The organism is Corynebacterium durum (assembly GCF_030408675.1).
GTDB classification, from domain to species: Bacteria; Actinomycetota; Actinomycetes; order Mycobacteriales; family Mycobacteriaceae; genus Corynebacterium; species Corynebacterium durum.
In genome coordinates this window covers 1624201-1643574 of the sequence record NZ_CP047200.1, presented here as the reverse complement: position 1 = coordinate 1643574, position 19374 = coordinate 1624201, and the positions used below count along the sequence as shown (strand labels likewise).

The 19374-nt window shown below is 54.8% G+C and carries 19 protein-coding genes; 11 read left to right on the top strand and 8 right to left on the bottom strand.

The window, feature by feature from the left end:
- Positions 1–160 precede the first annotated feature (160 nt).
- Positions 161–1060, top strand: coding sequence for a tRNA (adenosine(37)-N6)-dimethylallyltransferase MiaA (gene miaA, locus CDUR_RS07635; protein WP_179417740.1), 900 nt, complete (start codon positions 161–163; stop codon positions 1058–1060).
- A complete protein-coding gene (dapF, locus tag CDUR_RS07630) occupies positions 1057–1938 on the top strand; it encodes a diaminopimelate epimerase (protein WP_179417739.1) in 882 nt (293 codons plus the stop codon). Before miaA ends, dapF begins: the two co-directional genes overlap by 4 nt.
- Here the strand turns inward: dapF and CDUR_RS07625 are convergent.
- Together CDUR_RS07625 and CDUR_RS07620 are read right to left on the bottom strand one after the other, a co-directional pair.
- Positions 1925–2455: a hypothetical protein gene (locus CDUR_RS07625; protein ID WP_179417738.1), complete on the bottom strand. Its 531-nt coding sequence runs from the start codon at positions 2453–2455 to the stop codon at positions 1925–1927. The genes dapF and CDUR_RS07625 overlap by 14 nt on opposite strands.
- Positions 2456–2459: 4 nt before the next feature.
- Positions 2460–3236: a hypothetical protein gene (locus CDUR_RS07620; protein ID WP_179417737.1), complete on the bottom strand. Its 777-nt coding sequence runs from the start codon at positions 3234–3236 to the stop codon at positions 2460–2462.
- 463 nt (positions 3237–3699) lie between these two features.
- Here CDUR_RS07620 and CDUR_RS07615 point away from each other — a divergent pair, with 463 nt between their 5' ends.
- The 6 genes from CDUR_RS07615 to CDUR_RS07590 all read left to right on the top strand — a co-directional run bounded on the left by CDUR_RS07615 (position 3700) and on the right by CDUR_RS07590 (position 9842).
- Positions 3700–3957 (top strand): FeoA family protein, encoded by a 258-nt coding sequence (locus tag CDUR_RS07615; protein WP_081598691.1) that lies wholly within the window; start codon positions 3700–3702, stop codon positions 3955–3957.
- Positions 3957–5936 carry a ferrous iron transport protein B gene (gene feoB, locus CDUR_RS07610; RefSeq protein ID WP_179417736.1) on the top strand — a complete coding sequence of 660 codons (1980 nt, stop codon included), beginning with the start codon at positions 3957–3959 and terminating at the stop codon, positions 5934–5936. Before CDUR_RS07615 ends, feoB begins: the two co-directional genes overlap by 1 nt.
- Before the next feature lie 13 nt (positions 5937–5949).
- Positions 5950–6330 (top strand): helix-turn-helix domain-containing protein, encoded by a 381-nt coding sequence (locus CDUR_RS07605; RefSeq protein ID WP_179417735.1) that lies wholly within the window; start codon positions 5950–5952, stop codon positions 6328–6330.
- 67 nt (positions 6331–6397) lie between these two features.
- A complete protein-coding gene (gene hflX, locus CDUR_RS07600) occupies positions 6398–7915 on the top strand; it encodes a GTPase HflX (RefSeq protein WP_179417734.1) in 1518 nt (505 codons plus the stop codon).
- A 68-nt stretch (positions 7916–7983) separates the two neighbouring features.
- On the top strand, positions 7984–9273 hold the full coding sequence (locus tag CDUR_RS07595) for a uracil-xanthine permease family protein (protein WP_179419073.1): 1290 nt from the start codon (positions 7984–7986) through the stop codon (positions 9271–9273).
- 101 nt (positions 9274–9374) lie between these two features.
- The gene (locus CDUR_RS07590; protein WP_006063606.1) at positions 9375–9842 is read left to right on the top strand and encodes a GyrI-like domain-containing protein; all 468 of its coding nucleotides are present in this window, start codon (positions 9375–9377) and stop codon (positions 9840–9842) included.
- Between the two features lie 75 nt (positions 9843–9917).
- Here the strand turns inward: CDUR_RS07590 and CDUR_RS07585 are convergent, their stop codons facing one another.
- The 4 genes from CDUR_RS07585 to CDUR_RS07570 all read right to left on the bottom strand — a co-directional run bounded on the left by CDUR_RS07585 (position 9918) and on the right by CDUR_RS07570 (position 14156).
- Positions 9918–10190 carry an HPr family phosphocarrier protein gene (locus CDUR_RS07585; protein WP_006063605.1) on the bottom strand — a complete coding sequence of 91 codons (273 nt, stop codon included), beginning with the start codon at positions 10188–10190 and terminating at the stop codon, positions 9918–9920.
- 130 nt (positions 10191–10320) lie between these two features.
- On the bottom strand, positions 10321–12396 hold the full coding sequence (locus CDUR_RS07580) for a PTS fructose transporter subunit IIABC (RefSeq protein ID WP_179417733.1): 2076 nt from the start codon (positions 12394–12396) through the stop codon (positions 10321–10323).
- A gap of 18 nt (positions 12397–12414) precedes the next feature.
- Positions 12415–13380, bottom strand: coding sequence for a 1-phosphofructokinase family hexose kinase (locus tag CDUR_RS07575; RefSeq protein ID WP_179417732.1), 966 nt, complete (start codon positions 13378–13380; stop codon positions 12415–12417).
- The gene (locus CDUR_RS07570) at positions 13377–14156 is read right to left on the bottom strand and encodes a DeoR/GlpR family DNA-binding transcription regulator (protein WP_179417731.1); all 780 of its coding nucleotides are present in this window, start codon (positions 14154–14156) and stop codon (positions 13377–13379) included. Before CDUR_RS07570 ends, CDUR_RS07575 begins: the two co-directional genes overlap by 4 nt.
- A 229-nt stretch (positions 14157–14385) precedes the next feature.
- Between CDUR_RS07570 and ptsP the strand changes: the two genes are divergently transcribed.
- Positions 14386–16077 (top strand): phosphoenolpyruvate--protein phosphotransferase, encoded by a 1692-nt coding sequence (gene ptsP, locus CDUR_RS07565; RefSeq protein ID WP_179417730.1) that lies wholly within the window; start codon positions 14386–14388, stop codon positions 16075–16077.
- An 86-nt stretch (positions 16078–16163) separates the two neighbouring features.
- Here the strand turns inward: ptsP and sugR are convergent, their stop codons facing one another.
- Both sugR and lexA read right to left on the bottom strand, forming a co-directional pair.
- Positions 16164–16943: a transcriptional regulator SugR gene (gene sugR / locus CDUR_RS07560; protein ID WP_006063599.1), complete on the bottom strand. Its 780-nt coding sequence runs from the start codon at positions 16941–16943 to the stop codon at positions 16164–16166.
- 301 nt (positions 16944–17244) lie between these two features.
- Complete coding sequence (gene lexA / locus CDUR_RS07555) at positions 17245–17940, bottom strand: transcriptional repressor LexA (RefSeq protein WP_006063597.1); 696 nt, start codon at positions 17938–17940, stop codon at positions 17245–17247.
- 407 nt (positions 17941–18347) lie between these two features.
- On the opposite strand from lexA, the gene CDUR_RS07550 reads away from it, so the two are divergent.
- On the top strand, positions 18348–18713 hold the full coding sequence (locus CDUR_RS07550; RefSeq protein WP_179417729.1) for a hypothetical protein: 366 nt from the start codon (positions 18348–18350) through the stop codon (positions 18711–18713).
- 171 nt (positions 18714–18884) lie between these two features.
- Positions 18885–19373 carry a transcriptional regulator NrdR gene (gene nrdR / locus CDUR_RS07545; RefSeq protein WP_179417728.1) on the top strand — a complete coding sequence of 163 codons (489 nt, stop codon included), beginning with the start codon at positions 18885–18887 and terminating at the stop codon, positions 19371–19373.
- The last annotated feature ends 1 nt before the right edge of the window (position 19374 follow it).

Genomic DNA, 19374 nt, shown 5'->3' with positions numbered 1-19374 from the left:
ACTTACCTGCGTAACGTAGAACACAACAAAAGCGTGTAGCTACAAGGAATCACTTTACCGTGGCTTACTTTGTCGCGGTGACAACCCTCCCCTGAAACATGCAGTTGATAGCAGGCTAGGCTGGGGTGACATAGTGGTAACCAGCAGAAAGGACCAGCGCGTGGTAACACCAATTGCGGTGATCGGACCGACGGCTTCGGGTAAATCGGCGCTGGGTATTGCGTTGGCGCAGAAATTTGGGGGTGAAGTGGTCAATGTTGATTCCATGCAATTGTACAAAGGCATGGACATTGGAACTGCGAAACTCAGCATCCCCGAACGCATGGGTGTACCACACCATCAACTTGATGTTCTGGATGTTACACAAACTGCTTCAGTAGCGCGCTATCAGCAGGCCGCGATCCGCGATGTCGAAGCGATCATGGCTCGGGGTAACGTTCCCATTCTCGTTGGTGGGTCCATGCTGTATGTGCAATCGCTTCTCGACGCCTGGTCCTTCCCACCCACAGACGCAACAGTCCGTGCCCGTTACGAACAGCGCCTCAACGATATTGGAATCACAGCGCTCCACAACGAACTTGCCGCCATTGATCCGGCTGCCGCTGCTGTGATTGAAGACAAAGACCCACGACGTACCGTCCGCGCCCTTGAAGTAATTGAGTTGACCGGAAAACCTTTTGCCGCATCGCAACCACCTATCAACCAGCCGCCACGGTGGGGAACCCGTGTTCTGGGGCTTCGAACCACTACAGAATGGTTGAACCCTCGCATAGAACAGCGCACGCACGCCATGTTCGACGCAGGCTTGGTGGAAGAAGTGAAACGTCTTGTGTCCGCCGGTTTGGTGGCTGATTCCACCGCCGGACGGGCCATTGGTTATGCCCATGTGTTGGCCGCAATGGCGGGTGAGCTGACCTGGGACGAAGCCGTGGATCGCACCATCACCGGAACGCGTAAGTACGTGCGCCGCCAAAAATCCTGGTTCAACCGGGACCCGCGAACCCACTGGATTGATGCCTCCGGTGATACGTACGCGCAAGCATTAGACTTCTTGGCATGACTGAATCCAACTTCGATGATGCCATCCCGTTTGCCAAAGGCCACGGCACAGAAAACGACTTTATTATCCTGCCCGATCCAGACGCGGCACTGAACCTCACGCCAGAGTTTGTACGGCAACTCTGCGATCGACGCGCCGGTTTAGGGGGAGATGGGGTGCTTCGCGTTGTCCGCTCTAAGGCACTGGTCGATGCTGGCGTGCTTACGGAGCTTCCCCCTAAGGTCAAGCCAGAAGACTGGTTTATGGACTACCGCAACGCCGACGGTAGCATCGCTGAAATGTGTGGGAACGGGGTTCGAGTGTTTGCCCACTGGGTGACGTCTCGCGGTCTCGTCGATAGCAATAGCTTTATTGTGGGAACTCGCGCCGGGGCGCGTCCGGTGACTGTGCACTCTGTCACGGAGTCTGATGCTGTGGTCAGCGTCGACATGGGTGTGCCATCGGTTCTGGGTGTCTCCACATGCACAGTTGCGGATTATCATTTCGCAGGCTTGGGGGTTGATGTTGGGAATCCGCATTTGGCTTGCGTTATCCCCAAACTAACCCCTGAGGCACTTCGGGAACTTCCCATTGCTGAACAGTTCACCTTTGACCCAGCGTTTTTCCCAGAGGGAGTCAACATTGAAGTCTTGACCGAGCTTGTCGACGGTCGTGTGCACATGCGGGTGCATGAACGTGGTTCGGGGGAGACCCGGTCTTGCGGTACAGGAACGGTGGCAGCTGCGCAGGCAGCCTTAGCCGACGCGGGCGTCGATAAGGGAGAGGTGGTTGTGGTGGTACCAGGTGGAGAAGTTACTGTTCGCATTGACCATGATGGATCGACACTGACGGGGCCTTCCGCGATTGTGGCGGAAGGCGTGTTGATTAACCACGCTTGAACCGGACGGCAGCGCGGCGTGCCTTTATCCATGATTGGTTGAGTTCAAAGGCGCGCTTGTCTGTGATAGCAAGCAACGATTCCAGTTCCTCTGTGGTGCTGGCCGACATAAGATGTATGTCAAGGCGCTGCAGGAATCGTCGAGCCGTGGCCAACTGGATATAGAAAGATTCTATGTCTGGGTCGGTGGAATTGGGATTATTCAGCTCGGGGCGCTGAAGTGTGCGATCAGCGATGGCTTCAGCATCGCCGCTATCACGGAAACGTTCAAAGGCATCAACAACATCAACAATGTCAGCGCGGGAAAGATCAATGGAGCGCTGCAGTGAGATAGCCTCCGGGGCGGATGTGCGCAGCTTAAACGCCCAATATAATGCGGCAATAATCCCAAGGGAGAGGATCACACCGAGTGTTTTCAGCCATACCACCAGTGCTAAGCAGCACATGCCAATGATCACGAGCGCCCAGTAGTCAAAGGGACGTCGTGAATGTGGCGGGTATGGGCTGAGGTCACTCATGGTTTTAGTGGTTTCCACAGCCACCTGAACCACATCCGCATCCGCTGCTAGAGTCGCCGCAGGAGTCTCCACATCCTGCCGGGGGGAGTATGGATCCGGTCAGCATGACTGTTCCGGCTAGAATTGTTCCATTTTCTGGCAATTTCGGGGCATCGGGCAAGCACACATCAAAGGGGAAAGGCCCATCTACAGTTGCGTGAATAAAACGCTGACCAGTGAGCTCGTTTGTGCGGTAATGTGCAGAAGTTACGCGTGCGGTGAGGGCTGCTGAGGCATCAGGTACTTGTGAACCATCACCTGTTGACACAATCATAGCACCTTGGCTGACTAGCATGCTGAGAATTTCTGTATGCGCGCCGGGGTGTGCTGCTGCGAAGGCTTCAGCACTCTCGTAAGTGTTTATATCGACAGCAAGAGCAGTGATGGCAAGTTGTTCCCACTGCATGGTGGGTTCGTCGACAAGTAGCGGTCCTTGAGCAAGATTGCAGGTCACGCTGCCGAGAGGGGTACCGCTATCATCAACGATCTCTGCAAAGGCGAGGACGTCATTAACCATGTTGACATGCGCATTTGCTGCAGTAGAGGAGGCAAAACCCGCATAGGTAGCAAAAGGATCTACGGCAAGGATATTGATCTGAGCGCCTGAGGGGTCCGCAAACTGAATGAGCTGACCGCCGCGGACTTCTCCGGTCACCGCAAGTTTCTCCGATGCGATGGCTGCCTCGATCGCATCTTGCCATCGGGGGAAATCCATACCGATGCTTTTCAGATCGTTGTTCATGCTCTCATCTTAATGGCACGGGCCAAAAATTGTTTTATCCTACATAGGGCTTTGTTAAGAAATCACACATGATGCACATAGGTTTGGGTTAGCTTGGGATGTCGTTTTGCGCTTTGATGTCATGTCACCATTACTGGTGGGTGTGGGTGACGCTGAGTTACGTATTAGGAAAAATACTATGAATGAACAGCAAGGGGGTGCTTAATGGGGGTAGTTGGATGGTTCTGACCAGTGGTTATGTGAAGTGCCTACAATACGTAATGTAAGCCACACCTTGGGTAGGTATGTCTAGGCTTTGTCTCGGTAGTAATTTCGAATGTGACTAGTTCCCAACTATTGGTGGAACAGCTTTTATGCATCAATACGTGCAAGTAGGAGAGGATGGCTGGCGATGTCTCAATCCGCCTCACCCGACTCAAAGTCTGAGACTAGGAAAAACCATATGGGCGCCAATGCTCATAGCATGGATGATTTTCCTCTGATTACCGTGCCCATCGGCAACGAATGCGTCTTGTCTCCTATTAACAGCGATCTCATTGCGCCCGATATTAAACGAAGGCTCGCGGAACTGGGGTTGCGCCCTGGCGTCCATGTGAGCGTGGTGCAGAAGACCAGTGGTGGGGGGCGTGTGATTCGCATTCATAACACCCGGTATGCCCTCGACCGTCGGACCGCATCCAGCATCAAAGTTCATTCAGTAAAGACTGGAGGTGAGCAGTAGTGGCAACGAAAGCTAGCGCGCCAACCACCTGCCGTTGCGAAAGCCATGGAAAAACCGCCCCCGCAGGTTCTCCTGTTATTGCCCTTGTGGGTGCTCCCAATGCCGGAAAATCGACCCTGTTTAACGGGTTGACCGGCGCCAAGGCACGTATGGGTAACTGGCCTGGAACTACCGTTGAGGTCAGCCGTGGTGCGTGGAAAGTGGGTGAGACAACCTACGACGTTATTGACTTCCCAGGTGCCTATTCGTTGGACCCGATTAGCCCAGACGAAAAGTTGACCCGTGATCTTGTCATTGACTGTGAAGACAAGGAACGTCCTGATCTAGTTTTGGTAGCGGTCGATGCCGCAAGTCTAGGCCGGAGCCTTTATATGGTGTCTCAGCTGGCGGAAAAGCCGTTCCGTACCGTGGTGGTGATGACCAAGACAGACGTGGCTGACTCATTTGGCACCACTATTGATGCCAAAGTACTTGAGAAGGCATTGGGCGTACGAGTGCTTGAGGTAGACCCACGCCACCGCTCAAACCTTGTCGCAGTGGGAGAAGCTGTGACAGAGGAAATGCGTAAGGAGCCCAAGGTTCTTCGCCCCGTCACTGTTCCGGCAGGTGCAGACCCTACAGTCTCGGAATTTGATCTCGCTGATGCCCGCTTCGCGTGGGTGGAAAAAGCTGTGTCGGCAGCAACCACCAACAATGATAAGCGCCCCACTTCCTGGAGCGAACGTATCGATAAGGTTGCCCTTCACCCAGTATTCGGGCCCTTGATGTTCCTGGCTACTATGTGGATCGTTTTCCAAATCACCACCACGGTGGCTAAGCCCATGCAAGATGGGTTGGACGCTTTGTTCGGTGGTCCAGTCAGCGACGCGGTGCGGAGCGGACTACAAGCCGTTGGACTGACGCATCCACTCTTTGAAGGGTTGATCGTCAATGGCTTGATCGGTGGTGTAGGTATGGTCCTCACGTTTGCGCCGCTGATGGCACTCATGTTCTTGTGCCTAGCTGTACTGGAGGATTCCGGCTACATGGCGCGCGCGGCCGTCGTCACGGACCGTTTGATGAAGTCCATTGGGCTTCCAGGCAAAGCATTCATTCCGCTGATCGTTGGTTTTGGATGCAACGTCCCAGCTATCTCTGCAACACGCGTACTGACACAACCTCGGCAACGCCTGCTGACTGCATTGCTGATTCCTTTCACCTCATGCTCGGCACGGTTAACGGTCTACGTGATGCTGGCCGCCACGTTCTATCCCAATAGCTCTGGCACTGTGGTGTTTGCCATGTACCTGATTTCAATTGGACTAGTCGTCCTTGTTGGCCTGGCCATGAAAAATTCCTTGTGGCGCAGGATGGGGTCTGAGCCGCTGGTGATTGACCTTCCCGTATATCAGGTCCCTGGACCGAAACTCGCGCTGTCGGTGATGTGGGTGCGGCTCAAGGGCTTCCTCAGCACTGCTGGTGGAATCATCGTGGTGACAGTTACAGTCGTATTCCTGCTGCAATCCACGCCCATGGTGAGCGGCTACAGCTTCGCCGATGAAAACCTTCAACCGCAAGACAGCGTCTATGGCAAAGTGTCTGATGGCATCGCGCCCATATTCGCCCCAGCTGGTTTTGACTCCTGGTCCATTGCCGGAACATTGATTACTGGTTTTGTGGCAAAAGAAGCTGTGATTTCCTCCTGGGCACAAACCTACGCTCTGGACGACCCCACTGAGGAAGATAGCGAACAGCAAGGCACCTCACCACTAGCTCAAGCCATCAAGCAGGACTTTAATAACGCATCGGGTGGACACACTCATGCCGCAGTGTGGGCATTTATGGTGTTCCTGCTGGCCTACACGCCATGTGTCGCCACGCTGGCTGCACAGCGACGAGAAATTGGCCTGAAATGGACTCTCATCGGCATTGCCATCCAGCTTTTCACCGCTTGGGCTCTGGCAGTGGTGATCTTCCAAGTCCTGAAACTGTGGCTGTAGGGGAGGGCCTGTGATGAAACTATGGTTCTCTCGAAACAAGAGCAATGGTGATAATGCAACAGCTGCGGAGTCCGAGGAAGTCCGGCCGCTAGTAGCAGTTACGCGAGCCATAGAAGGTGGTGCCACAACGGTATCAGCAATTGTCCAACAGACTGGGCTGCAGGAAAGCACCGTCAGCGCAGCGATGGAGCACCTTGAACGCACCGGATATATCCACCGAAGACTTGATGTTGTATGTGGTGGATCCTGCGGCGGGTGCGCCTTATCCGACGATGAGGGTGGAACGTGCAATCACACAGCCACGCCGGGCACTCCTCAGGGTCTTGTTACCCTCACCTTGACACGTCGAGTTCCTGGGGCACCAGGGGAGGATACCGAGGAGACTGCTGAGTAGGAAGCCTGTCGCGTGGGAGGTGGTGGTAGGTAGCTTTTCCGTGCATGACGTGCGACAATAAACGCTAATGACTAACAAGCATCACGATAAGCTACTTGCAGCTGCTTTTGCCGACCATCAGGATAATCTGAGCCACGCCGAGCCTCTTGAGACTGCCACCAGTGCTGCGCCACATAGCAGTGCGGCACCTACAACAGGTGAGCTCGACCTTGAGGCTCGTTCAAGCCTGCGTCGCCTCACACGTGGAACGAATATCCACAGCACCGAACAATCCGACGGTTACGACGTTGAATACCGTAAGCTCCGCCTGGAAAAAGTGGTGCTCGTCGGCGTCTGGACAGAAGGCACCACCGCTGAAATTGATGCCAGCATGGCGGAACTTGCCGCACTGGCGGAAACCGCAGGATCGGAAGTAACCGAAATGCTGTACCAAAAGCGTGATCGGCCCGACCCAGGCACCTACATTGGTTCCGGGAAAGTGCAGGAACTAAAAGACATCGTGGCAGCCACGGGTTCAGACACCGTCATTTGCGACGGTGAGCTTAGCCCCGGACAAATGATTGCGCTGGAAAAAGCCCTTGACGTGAAAGTCATTGACCGCACCATGCTCATCCTTGATATTTTCGCCCAACACGCGAAATCGAAGGAAGGCAAAGCACAGGTGTCTCTGGCGCAAATGGAGTACCTGATCACCCGCGTGCGTGGTTGGGGCGGTGCGCTTTCCCGCCAGGCAGGCGGGCGCGCCGGGTCTAACGGCGGTGTTGGTTTGCGTGGTCCAGGTGAGACAAAGATTGAAGCGGATCGCCGTAGGCTGCGTTCTGAGATGGCGAAGTTGCGGAAAGAACTCTCGGGAATGAAAACCGCGCGCGAGGTGAAACGGTCGCAGCGCAGGGCGTCGACAATTCCCCAGATTGCCATCGCCGGGTACACCAATGCCGGGAAATCTTCGCTGATTAATGCGATGACGGGCGCGGGTGTGCTGGTGGAGGATGCGCTTTTTGCCACTCTTGATCCGACGACTCGCCGCGCGGAACTAGCGGACGGGCGTGCAGTAGTGTTTACGGATACCGTTGGTTTTGTCCGTCACTTGCCCACACAGCTGGTGGAATCGTTCCGTTCTACTTTGGAGGAAGTCGTTGAGGCGGACCTGGTGTTGCATGTAGTTGACGGCTCCGATCCGTTCCCGCTGAAACAAATTGAGGCCGTGAACTCGGTGATTACCGAGATTGTGCAGGAGCAGAAGGTTCAGGCCCCACCAGAGATTATTGTGGTGAACAAGATTGATCAGGCGGACCCACTGACGTTGGCGGAGCTGCGGCATGTGCTTGATGACGTCGTGTTCGTCTCCGCACGCACAGGGGAGGGTATCGCTGAGCTTGAGGCCCGGGTAGAGCTGTTTCTCAACTCTTTAGACGATCACGTTACGGTGCTCATTCCTTTCACACACGGCGGCGTGGTGGCACGGATTCACGAGCTAGGAACTGTGCTGAAGGAGGATTACACCGCCGAAGGCACGCGTATCGACGTCCGTCTGCCCCACTCAGTAGCCACAGAACTTCAGGATTTCATTGTCGAAACTTCCTAGGCCATTGCACGTGGTTTTTCTATGCTGCGTGCAATGAGCGATAATAGAGTTTCGTGAGTACATCAAACATGGGTTCGCGCCCATTTCCACGGTGGGGTTGGACTGTTCACGGCGACGGCAAGCACATTACTCCTGGGGATGTGGTGGCCCCCGAGGAGCGTTTGAGCTGGGGTCGAACGATCGGCATCGGGATGCAACATGTGATTGCCATGTTTGGTGCCACGCTGTTGGTCCCAACATTGACAGGTTTTCCTGTTAACACCACACTGCTGTTTTCCGGTGTGGGAACTATCGTGTTCCTGCTGATCACCCGCAATAGGCTGCCCTCTTACTTGGGAAGTTCTTTCGCCTTTATTGCGCCATTGACAGCTACTCAGGGCGAAGGAATCGCAGTGCAGCTCGGCGGCATTGTTGTCGTAGGCGTGGTTGTGGTGGCGCTGGGGGTTGTTGTGAAAACCGCTGGTCCTAGAGTGCTGGACGCAGTGATGCCGCCAGCGGTGACCGGTGCGATTGTTGCATTGATCGGCCTGAATTTGGCTCCCACAGCGGCGACGAATTACGCGGCACAACCGCTGGTGGCTACAGTGACCATGGCGGCCATTCTCATCGCGACCGTCGCAGGCCGCGGAATGGTGGCGCGCTTAGGCATCTTGATTGGCGTGATCGTTGGGTGGCTTTTTGCCACGGCCACTGGCAATCTCGCGGAGGGGGCAGGTGAGACCATTGCCAATGCAGCGTGGATTGGTCTGCCAGGTTTTCACACTCCTCAGTTCCAGGTGTCTGCTGCGCTCGTTACTTTACCGGTAGTGATTGTGCTGGTCGCGGAAAATGTGGGACACGTGAAAGCGGTGTCAGCGATGACGGGCCGCACCATGGATGACCTGGCTGGTGATGCGCTCATCGCTGACGGCGTGGCAACTACGCTGGCTGGTGGTCTTGGTGGCTCCGGCACCACTACGTACGCGGAAAATATCGGAGTCATGGCCGCGACGAAAGTGTATTCCACTGCTGCCTACTGGGTGGCTGCTTTGACGGCGATTGCCTTGGCCTTTGTTCCCAAGTTTGGTGCGCTTATTTTCACCATTCCTACCGGGGTTCTTGGTGGGGCCACAATTGTACTGTACGGGTTGATTGGGCTGTTGGGTGTGCGCATCTGGCAGGACAATGCTGTGAACTTTAACAATCCGGTTAACATCACGGCTGCTGCGGTAGCGCTGGTTGCGGGTATTGGCAATCTGACGCTGACAGTGTTTGGTGTGGAGTTGGAGGGTATCGCCTGGGGTTCCGCCGGAATTATCGTGCTGTATCCGGTTCTTCAATGGCTGTACCGCACAGTGGGCGAGGGGCAGGGGAGCTAAGGGAGTGTGCCTTCGAGAGGAAGGCACACAGGGTAAGCAATGGCTTGATTGGTAGCTGTTTTTCTATAACACTCATTCCATCACGTCGGTAGAGTGGGGATATGCCTAGCTATACGATTGTCGATGTGCCTGAGCGGTGGGTTGTGGGAACTCGCGACGTCATACCTGCCGATAGCATGGTGACCTTTTTTGACCGTGTTTATAACGACACCGCTGACAGGATTACTGATGTTGGTGGCTCTGTTCTGGGGCCCGCTGTTGCGTATTATTTCACGCCTGTGGTGGATACCGTAGACATGTTGGGTGGCTTTCCTGTTGTTGCCGATGTTGCGGCTAAAACAAGTGGAGCGGTGCAGTTTTCAGCGGTGAAAGCTGCAAAGTGGGTTCATCGAGGCAGCTACGACACGCTTGCCAAAGCGTGGAAGTATTTTGTGGAAGATCTTGTCAAAGACGGTTATTCCATTCCCACCCAACCCTGTTGGGAGGAATACATTGTGGAACCTGGTCCTGAGACACCATCGGAGGACGTGATCACGGAATTGTATTGCCCGGTGAAAGAAATGCGGTGAATGTAAAGATAAACAACAACCCCCCACGGTGCCAGACTATGTGGTACGTGGGGGTTATGTGTGGTGTTAATGGGCCTATTCGGCGTCCAGATCCCGCTCGATCAGACCGGCAATCTTTTCCACTGCCTCGGCGTTATCGGAGGTAACCACAACCTGATCGCCCTTTTCGGCGCCCATTGCCATGATCATGAGGGAAGAAGCGGCCTCGGTGGGCTCTTCATCGTCTTCTTCACCGACCTTGCTCAGGAAGATGTCCTCATCGTATTCACCAGCTGCATCAGCAATGATGGATGCAGGGCGAGCGTGAAGACCTACTGCCGAACCGACGATGACAGTTTTGGAAGCCATAATAATGGTCCTTTCTTTCACGATTTTTCGTGAAGGGTTTATGAACGTGAATCCCAGCCTAGTTCGGTTATATCGTCCGCGCCACGGATATTCCCAAACTTTTTTCCGACCGGGACATTTAGGGAAAATCTTAGGCTGCTACAGGCTGAGTTTCAGCTTTTTTGTTGGCAGCTTCAACAGCTTTATTGGGCCAGAACTGTTTCATGGCAATCACGGCTGCAGCGGAAACAATCACGCCAGCCACAATGGCCACCAGCCATGCCCAGAACGGGCTAATGGCAAAGAATACGAACAGACCTCCGTGGGGTGCACGTGAGGTGGTTCCAAAGGACATGGAGATCGCACCAGTAACGGCGCCACCCAGCATCATGGAAGGAATCACACGTAGCGGATCGGCTGCTGCGAAGGGGATCGCACCTTCAGAGATGAAGGACAGGCCCAAAAGCCATGCAGACTTGCCGTTTTCCTGCTCGGCGGGGGTGAACAGATTCTTGCGCACAAAGGTGGCCACGGACAGCGCAATGGGTGGAACCATGCCAGCGGCCATGACGGTCGCCATGATCTTCAGGGATGCATCGTCACCGGTGGACAGCCCAGCAGTGGCGAATAGGTACGCAGCTTTGTTGACCGGGCCGCCGAGGTCGAAGCACATCATCAAGCCCAGGATGATGCCCAGTACAATAGCCGAGGAACCGGACATTCCCTTCAGTCCGTCCTGCATGGCGGTCATGAGTGCTTCCAGTGGGCGTCCGAGCAACAGGTACATGGACAGACCAACAACCAGGGACGTGAGCAGCGGGATAATCACCACAGGCATTAACGAACCGATAATGCGCGGAACCTTCCATGAACCAATCCACATGGCCACCAGACCAGCGATGATGCCGGTGATTAGACCGCCAATGAAGCCCGCGCCAACGGTGACAGAAATAGCACCACCGACGAAACCGGGGGCGATACCGGGGCGTCCAGCCAATGCGTACGCAATGTAACCAGACAACGCTGCAACCACAAAGCCCATGGCCGCCTGACCCGTAGCGAATAGCACTGCACCGAGGTATAGCAGCAGACCTGTCCGTGACACTTGTTCACCATCTTCAGTGAAAATAGTGCCAGGCAGATTGGACAAGCTGAAGTCTTTAACCACGGATTCTGCGACATCAGCAACCTGGTAGCCGCCGAAAAGGAAACCAAGCGCAAGCAGCAAACCACCGGCTGCGACAAACGGGACCATGTAAGACACACCGGTCATCACGGCTTGCTGTATGCGCTTGCCCCAGCCAAGCTGTGCGCCTTCCGCATCAGCTGACGCTTCAGCGCTACCATTACCGCCAGTCACCCTATATGCATTGGGGTTCTTTGACGCAGCGACGGCCTCTTCAATCATCTTTTTGGGCTCGTTGATGGCGCGTTTTACGCCCGATTCGATCACAGGTTTGCCCACAAACCGTTCGCGATCTTTCACGCCAACATCGGTGGCAAAAATTACAGCGTCAGCAGCGTCGATGACCTCAGACGCAACTGGCGTCACAGCTGAGGAACCCTGCGTTTCCACCACAAGTTCCACGCCGTCCATTTCCTCAGCGGTTTGGGTGAGGGAATCCGCAGCCATGTAGGTGTGGGCGATGCCAGTCGGGCAGGCGGTGATGGCAATGATGCGGGTCACATCGTTGCTTGGTGCGCTGCTTTCCGACGCCTCGGGGACAGAGGTTGCCTCAGTTGTTGCAGCTGGTGCGGTTGTCTTCTTGGGGGCAGCGTTCACGACGTTCAGCACTAGCTCGACAATTTCATCTTTCGTTGCAGCGCTGCGCAGTGCGGCCGTGAAATCCTTTTTCACCAATGCGCGGGCAAGTTTAGACAAGATTTTCAAGTGTTCTTTACCGCCACCAGCAGGGGCCGCAATGAGGAATACGAGGTTGGCGTCACCGTCGGGGCCACCAAAGTTCACAGCAGGATCCAAGCGGGCAAACGCAAGCGTTGGCTGGGTGACGGCTTCAGAGCGGCAATGTGGAATGGCAACGCCACCGGGTACGCCAGTGTCCGATTTTGCCTCACGGGCAAGGGCATCGCCTGCAAGTACGTCGGTGGAAGTAGCACGACCGGCACCCTGAACCAAGGTGGCGAGGTTCGTGATGACTTCGGTAGTGGTGCCGCCAAAGTTGGCGTCAAGCGCAACCAACTCTGGGGTGATGATGTTGTCAGTCATCGTCATTCCTTATCTGTATTAGGAAAGCTGCGTGATAGTTGTTTCAGCGACATTGATGTGCTCTGGGCTGGGGATTGTCGTACCAGGAAGGCTCGCTGCAGCCGACCCATATGCAACAGCGTTGGCAAGTGCTGTTGCATAGTCAGCCCCCTGCTGTCGTGCCATCACATACCCAGCCAGTGTGCTGTCACCAGCGCCGACGGTAGATACTGCGATGGTCGGCGGGGGAGAAGCAATCCATGTGCCCTGTTCGGTGACAAGTGCTGCGCCAGCGGCACCTAGAGTCACAAGGACCTCAGCGATATCTCGTGTGTTCAATTCTCGGGCAGCCTCTAAAACCGGCTCAAACTCGCCGCGAGCTGCGGCTGCTTCTAGCTCTTCGCCGTCAGTACCCACAATTTGCCCCAATTCTAACCCGTTTGGCTTAATTACCGTTGGGGCTGCGGAGTCTAGGTTTTCTGCCAAAGACAGCAAAGGAGCATCGGAGGTATCGACCGCAATGTTGATGTGGGGATAAGCGTTCCGCAGCTGTGCGGTGAGTGCGGAATACCAGTCAGTTGGGGCACCTGGAGGGAGGGAACCAGACATGACAACCCACGTTGCTTCTTTGGCGGCGGTGATGAGTGTGCGTTCGACCTCTGCGCGCGCGGCGTCGGAAAGCAACGAACCCGGTCCGTTGAGTTTGGTAGTCGTGCCATCGGGTTCGGTGATGGTGGTGTTAGTGCGAACGGCACCATCGTTCTGAATTGCCTGGTGGCGAATGTTAATTGCCTTGAGTAGCTCAAGGAAAGGGTCGCTAGCTGCGGCGGGGAAAAGCGCCAAGGTGTCAACGCCAGCCAACGCGCAGGCGTTGGAGACGTTGATTCCTTTACCGCCAGCAACACTGGTCACGGATTGGAGGCGCTGCACACTGTCGCGTTGCAGCTGTTCCCCAAGAGCAAGAGTGAGATCGGTACTTGGATTAGGGGTCAGCGTGAGAATCAAGAGATCACGACCTGAATATCGTTGTTACGGAGGGCGGATAAGAAGTGCTCACTTGCGTGCGCGTCGGTAATCACCACATCAATGTCGCTCAAATCGGCGAATGTGACAAGGTAATCCTGTTCAAATTTGGAGGAATCACACAGCACTACCACCTTGTTTGCGCTGGAAATCATTTCTCGTTTGATCGCAGCCTCGGAAGGATCGGGGGTAGACAAACCATGGTGAACGCTGAGGGCATTGGTGCCCATGATGGCGACATCTGCGCGAAGACTCTTTAACGTGGCAACCGCCTGTTCGCCTACCACTGCTTGGGTGTATGCCCGCATTGTTCCGCCCAAAAGGTTGACTCCTGGGATTCCTGCGGTGGAAAGCAAAATACCAACAGGCAGTGAGTTCGTGACGATAGTCCACCGCTGACCTCGGTAACTGTCCGCCATGAGCAGTGCGACAGCTGCGGTGGAAGTGCCGGAATCAATCACGATGCTGCCTGATTGTGTTGGAATAAAAGGCATTGCCGCTTGCGCGATAGCCTTCTTTTCCGCAGAATGTGACTTTTCGGACACCCAAAAAGGTTGCTCGTCTGACCTTAGGGTGTGATTTGTCACAGCACCACCATGAACACGGTGCACCAAGCCGGAGGATTCCAGATACTTCAGATCCCGGCGAATTGTCTCAGGTGTCACCGAGAAACGTTCAGCCAGTTCAGCGACACTTGCGTGACCTTGATTAGAAGCTAATGCTGTAATTTCGGCACGACGCTCGTGCACTGTGAGCATATTCACCTCCATGAGCTGGGTCTCGAATGAACATGTTGTTTCTTGTGAGATGCCGCAGCTCAATGGGTAAAAACGGGCAACTATAACGTGGAGTTGCTGCATCTACAATTGTGTTTACGCCCATTTGTGTGGGTTTGTCAACACTTTCATTTTTGGTTTGTGTGTTGTTGCCTTGAGGAACATGGTATCTTCGACGCTGAACCAAAAACCGTGAGGCAGGTACCAAAAAATGAGTAAAGTGAGCGATGACACAGTCATCACCGGCACCGGCGTCGTGCCTGGTGTCCGTTACGCAGAAGCTGTATGGATCCGTCCCCGCCCGGCACTTCCGACCTCTGGGCCGGTTGTGGAAGCTGGTGAGCGTGAAGCCGAATACGAACGATTCACCACCGCAGCCGACACAGTTGCAGAACGCCTCAGTTCACGTTCGGAAGCGGCTGATGGCGCTGCGAAGGAAGTGCTCAACGCAACAGCCGGTATGGTGCGTGACCGTGGCTGGCGCAAAGCTGTCAACAAGAACATCAAGAGTGGTCATCCGGCTGAATATGCCGTCGTAGCAGCGACCACTAAGTTCATTTCCATGTTCGAAGCCGCTGGTGGCGTGATGGCGGAGCGCGTCACCGACCTCCGTGACATCCGCGATCGCGTTATCGCTGAATTGCGCGGCGAAGAGGAACCCGGCCTTCCGCAGGTTAACGGCGAAGTGGTTCTCTTCGCCGACGATCTTTCCCCAGCAGATACTGCCGCCCTGGACACAAACCACTTTGTTGCCCTAGTCACCGAACTCGGCGGTCCTACAAGCCATACCGCTATCATCGCCAGGCAGCTCAACGTTCCTTGTATCGTCGCTGTAGGATCTAACCTCAACGACATCAAGGCGGGCGACAAGGTGCTTGTTGACGGCGCGTTGGGCACCATCACTCTCAACGCCGACCCGGAGATCGCTGTTGCTGCGGTTGCCGAATCAAAGCTTCTCGCCGAGCGCATTGCACAATGGCGCGGCCCTGCAGAAACTAAAGATGGTCACCGCGTTCAGCTTCTCGCCAACGTTCAAGATGGCAATGCAGCACGCATTGCATCTGATACACAGGCCGAGGGAATTGGCTTGTTCCGCACGGAGATGTGCTTCCTTTCGGCGCTAGAAGAACCTTCCGTCGATGAGCAAGCCGAGGTATACAAGAAAGTCCTCGAAAGGTTCCCCAACTCCAAGGTGGTTGTTCGGTCCCTTGACGCTGGCTCCGACAAGCCCGTTGCCTTTGCCACCATGGCTGATGAAATGAACCCGGCTCTTGGTGTTCGCGGTCTGCGTGTTGCTCGTGCCAACGAGCCATTGCTCACGCGCCAGCTTGATGCTATTGCTAAGGCCGTCAAGGAACTTGGACGCGACGAAAACGCTCCGACATGGGTCATGGCCCCCATGGTGGCCACCGCCCGTGAGGCTAAGTGGTTTGCAGGACTGTGCGCCGAGCGTGGACTTGTCGCCGGTGCCATGATTGAGGTTCCGGCCGCTGCTCTGATGGCAGACAAAATTATGCCCCACCTCGACTTTGTCTCCATTGGTACCAATGACCTCACGCAGTACACAATGGCGGCTGACCGCATGTCCCCTCAATTGGCATACCTTACCGATCCGTGGCAGCCTGCCGTTCTCCGCTTGATCCAGCACACGTGTGAAGAGGGCAAGCGTACTAACACGGCGGTGGGTGTGTGCGGTGAAGCCGCCGCTGATCCGCTGCTGGCCTGTGTGTTGGTCGGCCTGGGCGTGAATTCCCTGTCTAGCGCATCTACGGCCATCGCCGGCGTCGGTGCTCAGCTTTCCGCCATTGACTTTGACACCTGCGTGAAAGCCGCCGAAGCTGCCATCAACGCAGAAGGTGCGACAGAAGCGCGACAGAAAGTACGTGACATTCTCCAGCCATAGTTGCTATTAGTGGCTAGAAAAGAAAGGTCGTATCCCTCGCCTTAAAGGTAGGGGATACGACCTTTTTATTGTGGTTTTCCCGATACTTACTGGGCAATGACCACCTGAATTTCACGGTCGCGGAGGGAATCAACAATGGATTGTGGGGCACCGGAATCAGTGATCACAACATCAATGTCGTCAATTCCGGCGAAGCTCACAAGGTAATCGCATCCCATTTTGGTAGCATCGCACAGCACTACGACCTTACGGGCATTAATAATCATGGCGCGTTTTACCGCAGCTTCCTGCGAATCTGCGGTAGAAAGACCGTGGTCCAAGGTAAGGGCGTTGGTGCCGATGAACGCGACGTCGGCACGCATGAGCGCCAAAGTGCGTAGTGCCGTATCGCCCACAACGGCTTGGGTAATCGCTCGAACACTGCCACCCAGCAGCTGTACCTCGTCAAGCCCCGCAGAGGCTAGGCTCATAGCGATGGGTAGGCAGTTGGTGACGATAGACCACTGCCGGGCATTTGGATGGTCCGCGATAAGTTCTGCCAACGGTGCCAGCGTTGTGCCCGCGTCTAGGAACATGCCCCCCTGAGCTGCCGGAAGAAAATCAAGCGCCGCCCGGGCGATAGCTGACTTTGCTGATGAGGCTGACTTTGCACGCGCATCGACAGTAAGCTCCGCAGTTTGGAAGTTTTGGCTTGCCACCGCACCGCCATGGACCCGGTGCACTGTGCCTTCATTGTCAAGAACGGCAAGATCGCGTCGAATCGTCTCGGCAGTAACATCAAACCGTGCTGCAAGCTCAGTGACATTCACTCGCCCCTCAATCGCAGTAAGAGATGCGATTTGACGACGGCGCTCCTCGGCGTACATGAAACTCCTTAAGTCAGAAGCGGCAGGGCTTGTTTATGCCCGATTCACGTACCTATTTTGTCATGTCTTCCCCCCAAGGCAGACAAAACGGGGGTAGCGAAAAAATGAAAAACAACACTAGCATCAAAAAATAGGCACCGTCGGATGTGTTCGACCTGCGAAAATTGGCGAATATCGGGCATTTGCGTTGTGCTCGTCACGTTTAGTCAACAAACCAAAAATAGGGGGACTGAACCGGAAGCACCCCCGCTTATCTTTCGTCGTACACACGACGATAAGCGGGGGCGCGGCTTACCCCTTTTTAGAGTTTCCGCATCAGAGACACGACTTTGCCCATAATCTGAGCGTTCTCACCGGGGATGGGGGAGAACGCATCGTTATGGGGCAGAAGCCACACTCCGGTGGAATCCTTATGGAATTCCTTCACTGTAGCCTCACCATCAATCATTGCAGCAACAAACTCGCCCTGTTCAGCGACAGGTTGAGAGCGTACTACCACCCAGTCACCGTCTAAGATGCCTGCATCGCGCATGGACTCGCCCACGACTTGCAGCATGTATAGCTCCCCGTCGCCCACAATCTCTGCAGGTAGCGGGAAGTAGTCCTCAACATTTTCTTCCGCAAGGATCGGGCTTCCTGCTGCAATGGAGCCAACCACAGGAATGTAACTAGGTGTGGGTATATCCTCAGGAAGGTCCTCAACTTGGGTAACCGGCCTGCTGGGCTTCGGCCCAGTTTTGGGGGCATCAGCATCTGGCAGGTGTCGAACATCAACGGCCCGAGGTTTCTTCGGATCGCGTCGCAGAAAACCCTTTTTCTCTAATTCCTTCAACTGGTAGGCCACCGACGAGGTCGATTGCAGGCCAGCGGCATCGCCGATCTCGCGGATGCTTGGTGGGTATCCGCGGAGCACAACAGCATCCCGAATGACCTCCAGTATTCTCCGCTGACGTGCCGTCAGGTTCTTCGGATCAGGCTTGTTAACTGGCTTGTTCACAACATCCCCTTATTGACTGTGATCATTACGATCACAACGTTCCGGTAACAACGCACGAATCCATGGTGAGGAACATGGCGCAACGCTCATTCAGCTTGGTAGGTGTGAGTCGCACATAAGCTGCACATACGGCCAGCGCAGGGAGCAAAAGATTCGAACAGTGCGCTATAGCTGATCTGCAGACAACCATGTTCAGCCTGGATTCATACACCCAACAATACACAAGCGCAGGGAAAAGTGGGACGAGTGTTCGAGAAATTACCCCCGCACTCTAGACAATGTCTGGGGTGGGTGCTATATATCGAACATATGAATCAATGAGTGCCGCGCCTTGTTGGGTTCGTTCGATAAGGTTCTGTGTGCACTGACAAAGCGTTGTGCAGGTAAGTTTGGGAAAGGACTTTTTCATGACTCTTACATTTGATGCCCTTTATGCTGGTGATATTCTGGATTTCTCGCATCCGGAGATGTTTGGTGAGCGTGGCTATGATATGGGTTCTTGTGATGGCTACATGCAGCAACCTACGCCTCATGTTCGAATGGGATCCGTCCACATTCGAATGGAAGAGCGTGAATTATATGACGTGTATGACGCAGAAATGCAAGGTAATAATGGCGGTTCGCGAGTGTGGGCAACTGTTCGCACCGTCGTTGTGGGAGGTCTTGCGGGGCTGATTTTTGTGGCGGGTGTGTGGTTTGCGAGTAGCAAAGAAGACACCGTGTCAGACTCAGCTATCACGGATGCAAAGATCACAGTGCGTAGTCACCAGTAGTTTTATCGGATGAAGTGAATGATGAGATGGCAACCTTGAGGTGAAACCTTGCTTGAGGATCTCGGACTCGTGGGGGTAGCGTCAGCAGCTACTATAAGGGTATATGCGCCCCTATTGCCTGTATCACAACCGGGGGTAGCACATTACCGTTACCTATGATGGGACTCTGCCATGTATTGTCCGTTCTGCCACAAAGATCAATCTAAGGTTATTGATTCACGCACCATTGAATCAGGTGCGACTATCCGTCGACGCCGTGAATGTACCAGCTGTGGTGGACGCTTCACCACAGTGGAAAAAGCTCTGCTTATCGTCGTGAAACGGAATGGTCTGACGGAGCCCTTTAGCCGTGACAAGGTAATAGTTGGTGTGAAACGGGCGTGCCAAGGAAGGGACGTGTCGGAAGATGCGCTTAAGCGTCTTGCGCAAACCGTGGAGGAGTCTGTGCGATCGCATGGAGGTTCACAGGTTCACGCCAACGATATTGGCTTAGCTATTCTGGACCCGTTGCGAGAGCTAGATGAGGTGGCGTACTTACGTTTCGCGTCTGTGTACAAGTCATTTGAAAGCGCGGAAGATTTCGAGTCGGAAATTCGCATGATGCGTCGACAATCCAGATTGGCTGCACGAAGCTCTGAATCACACCGTTCACGCAGATAAT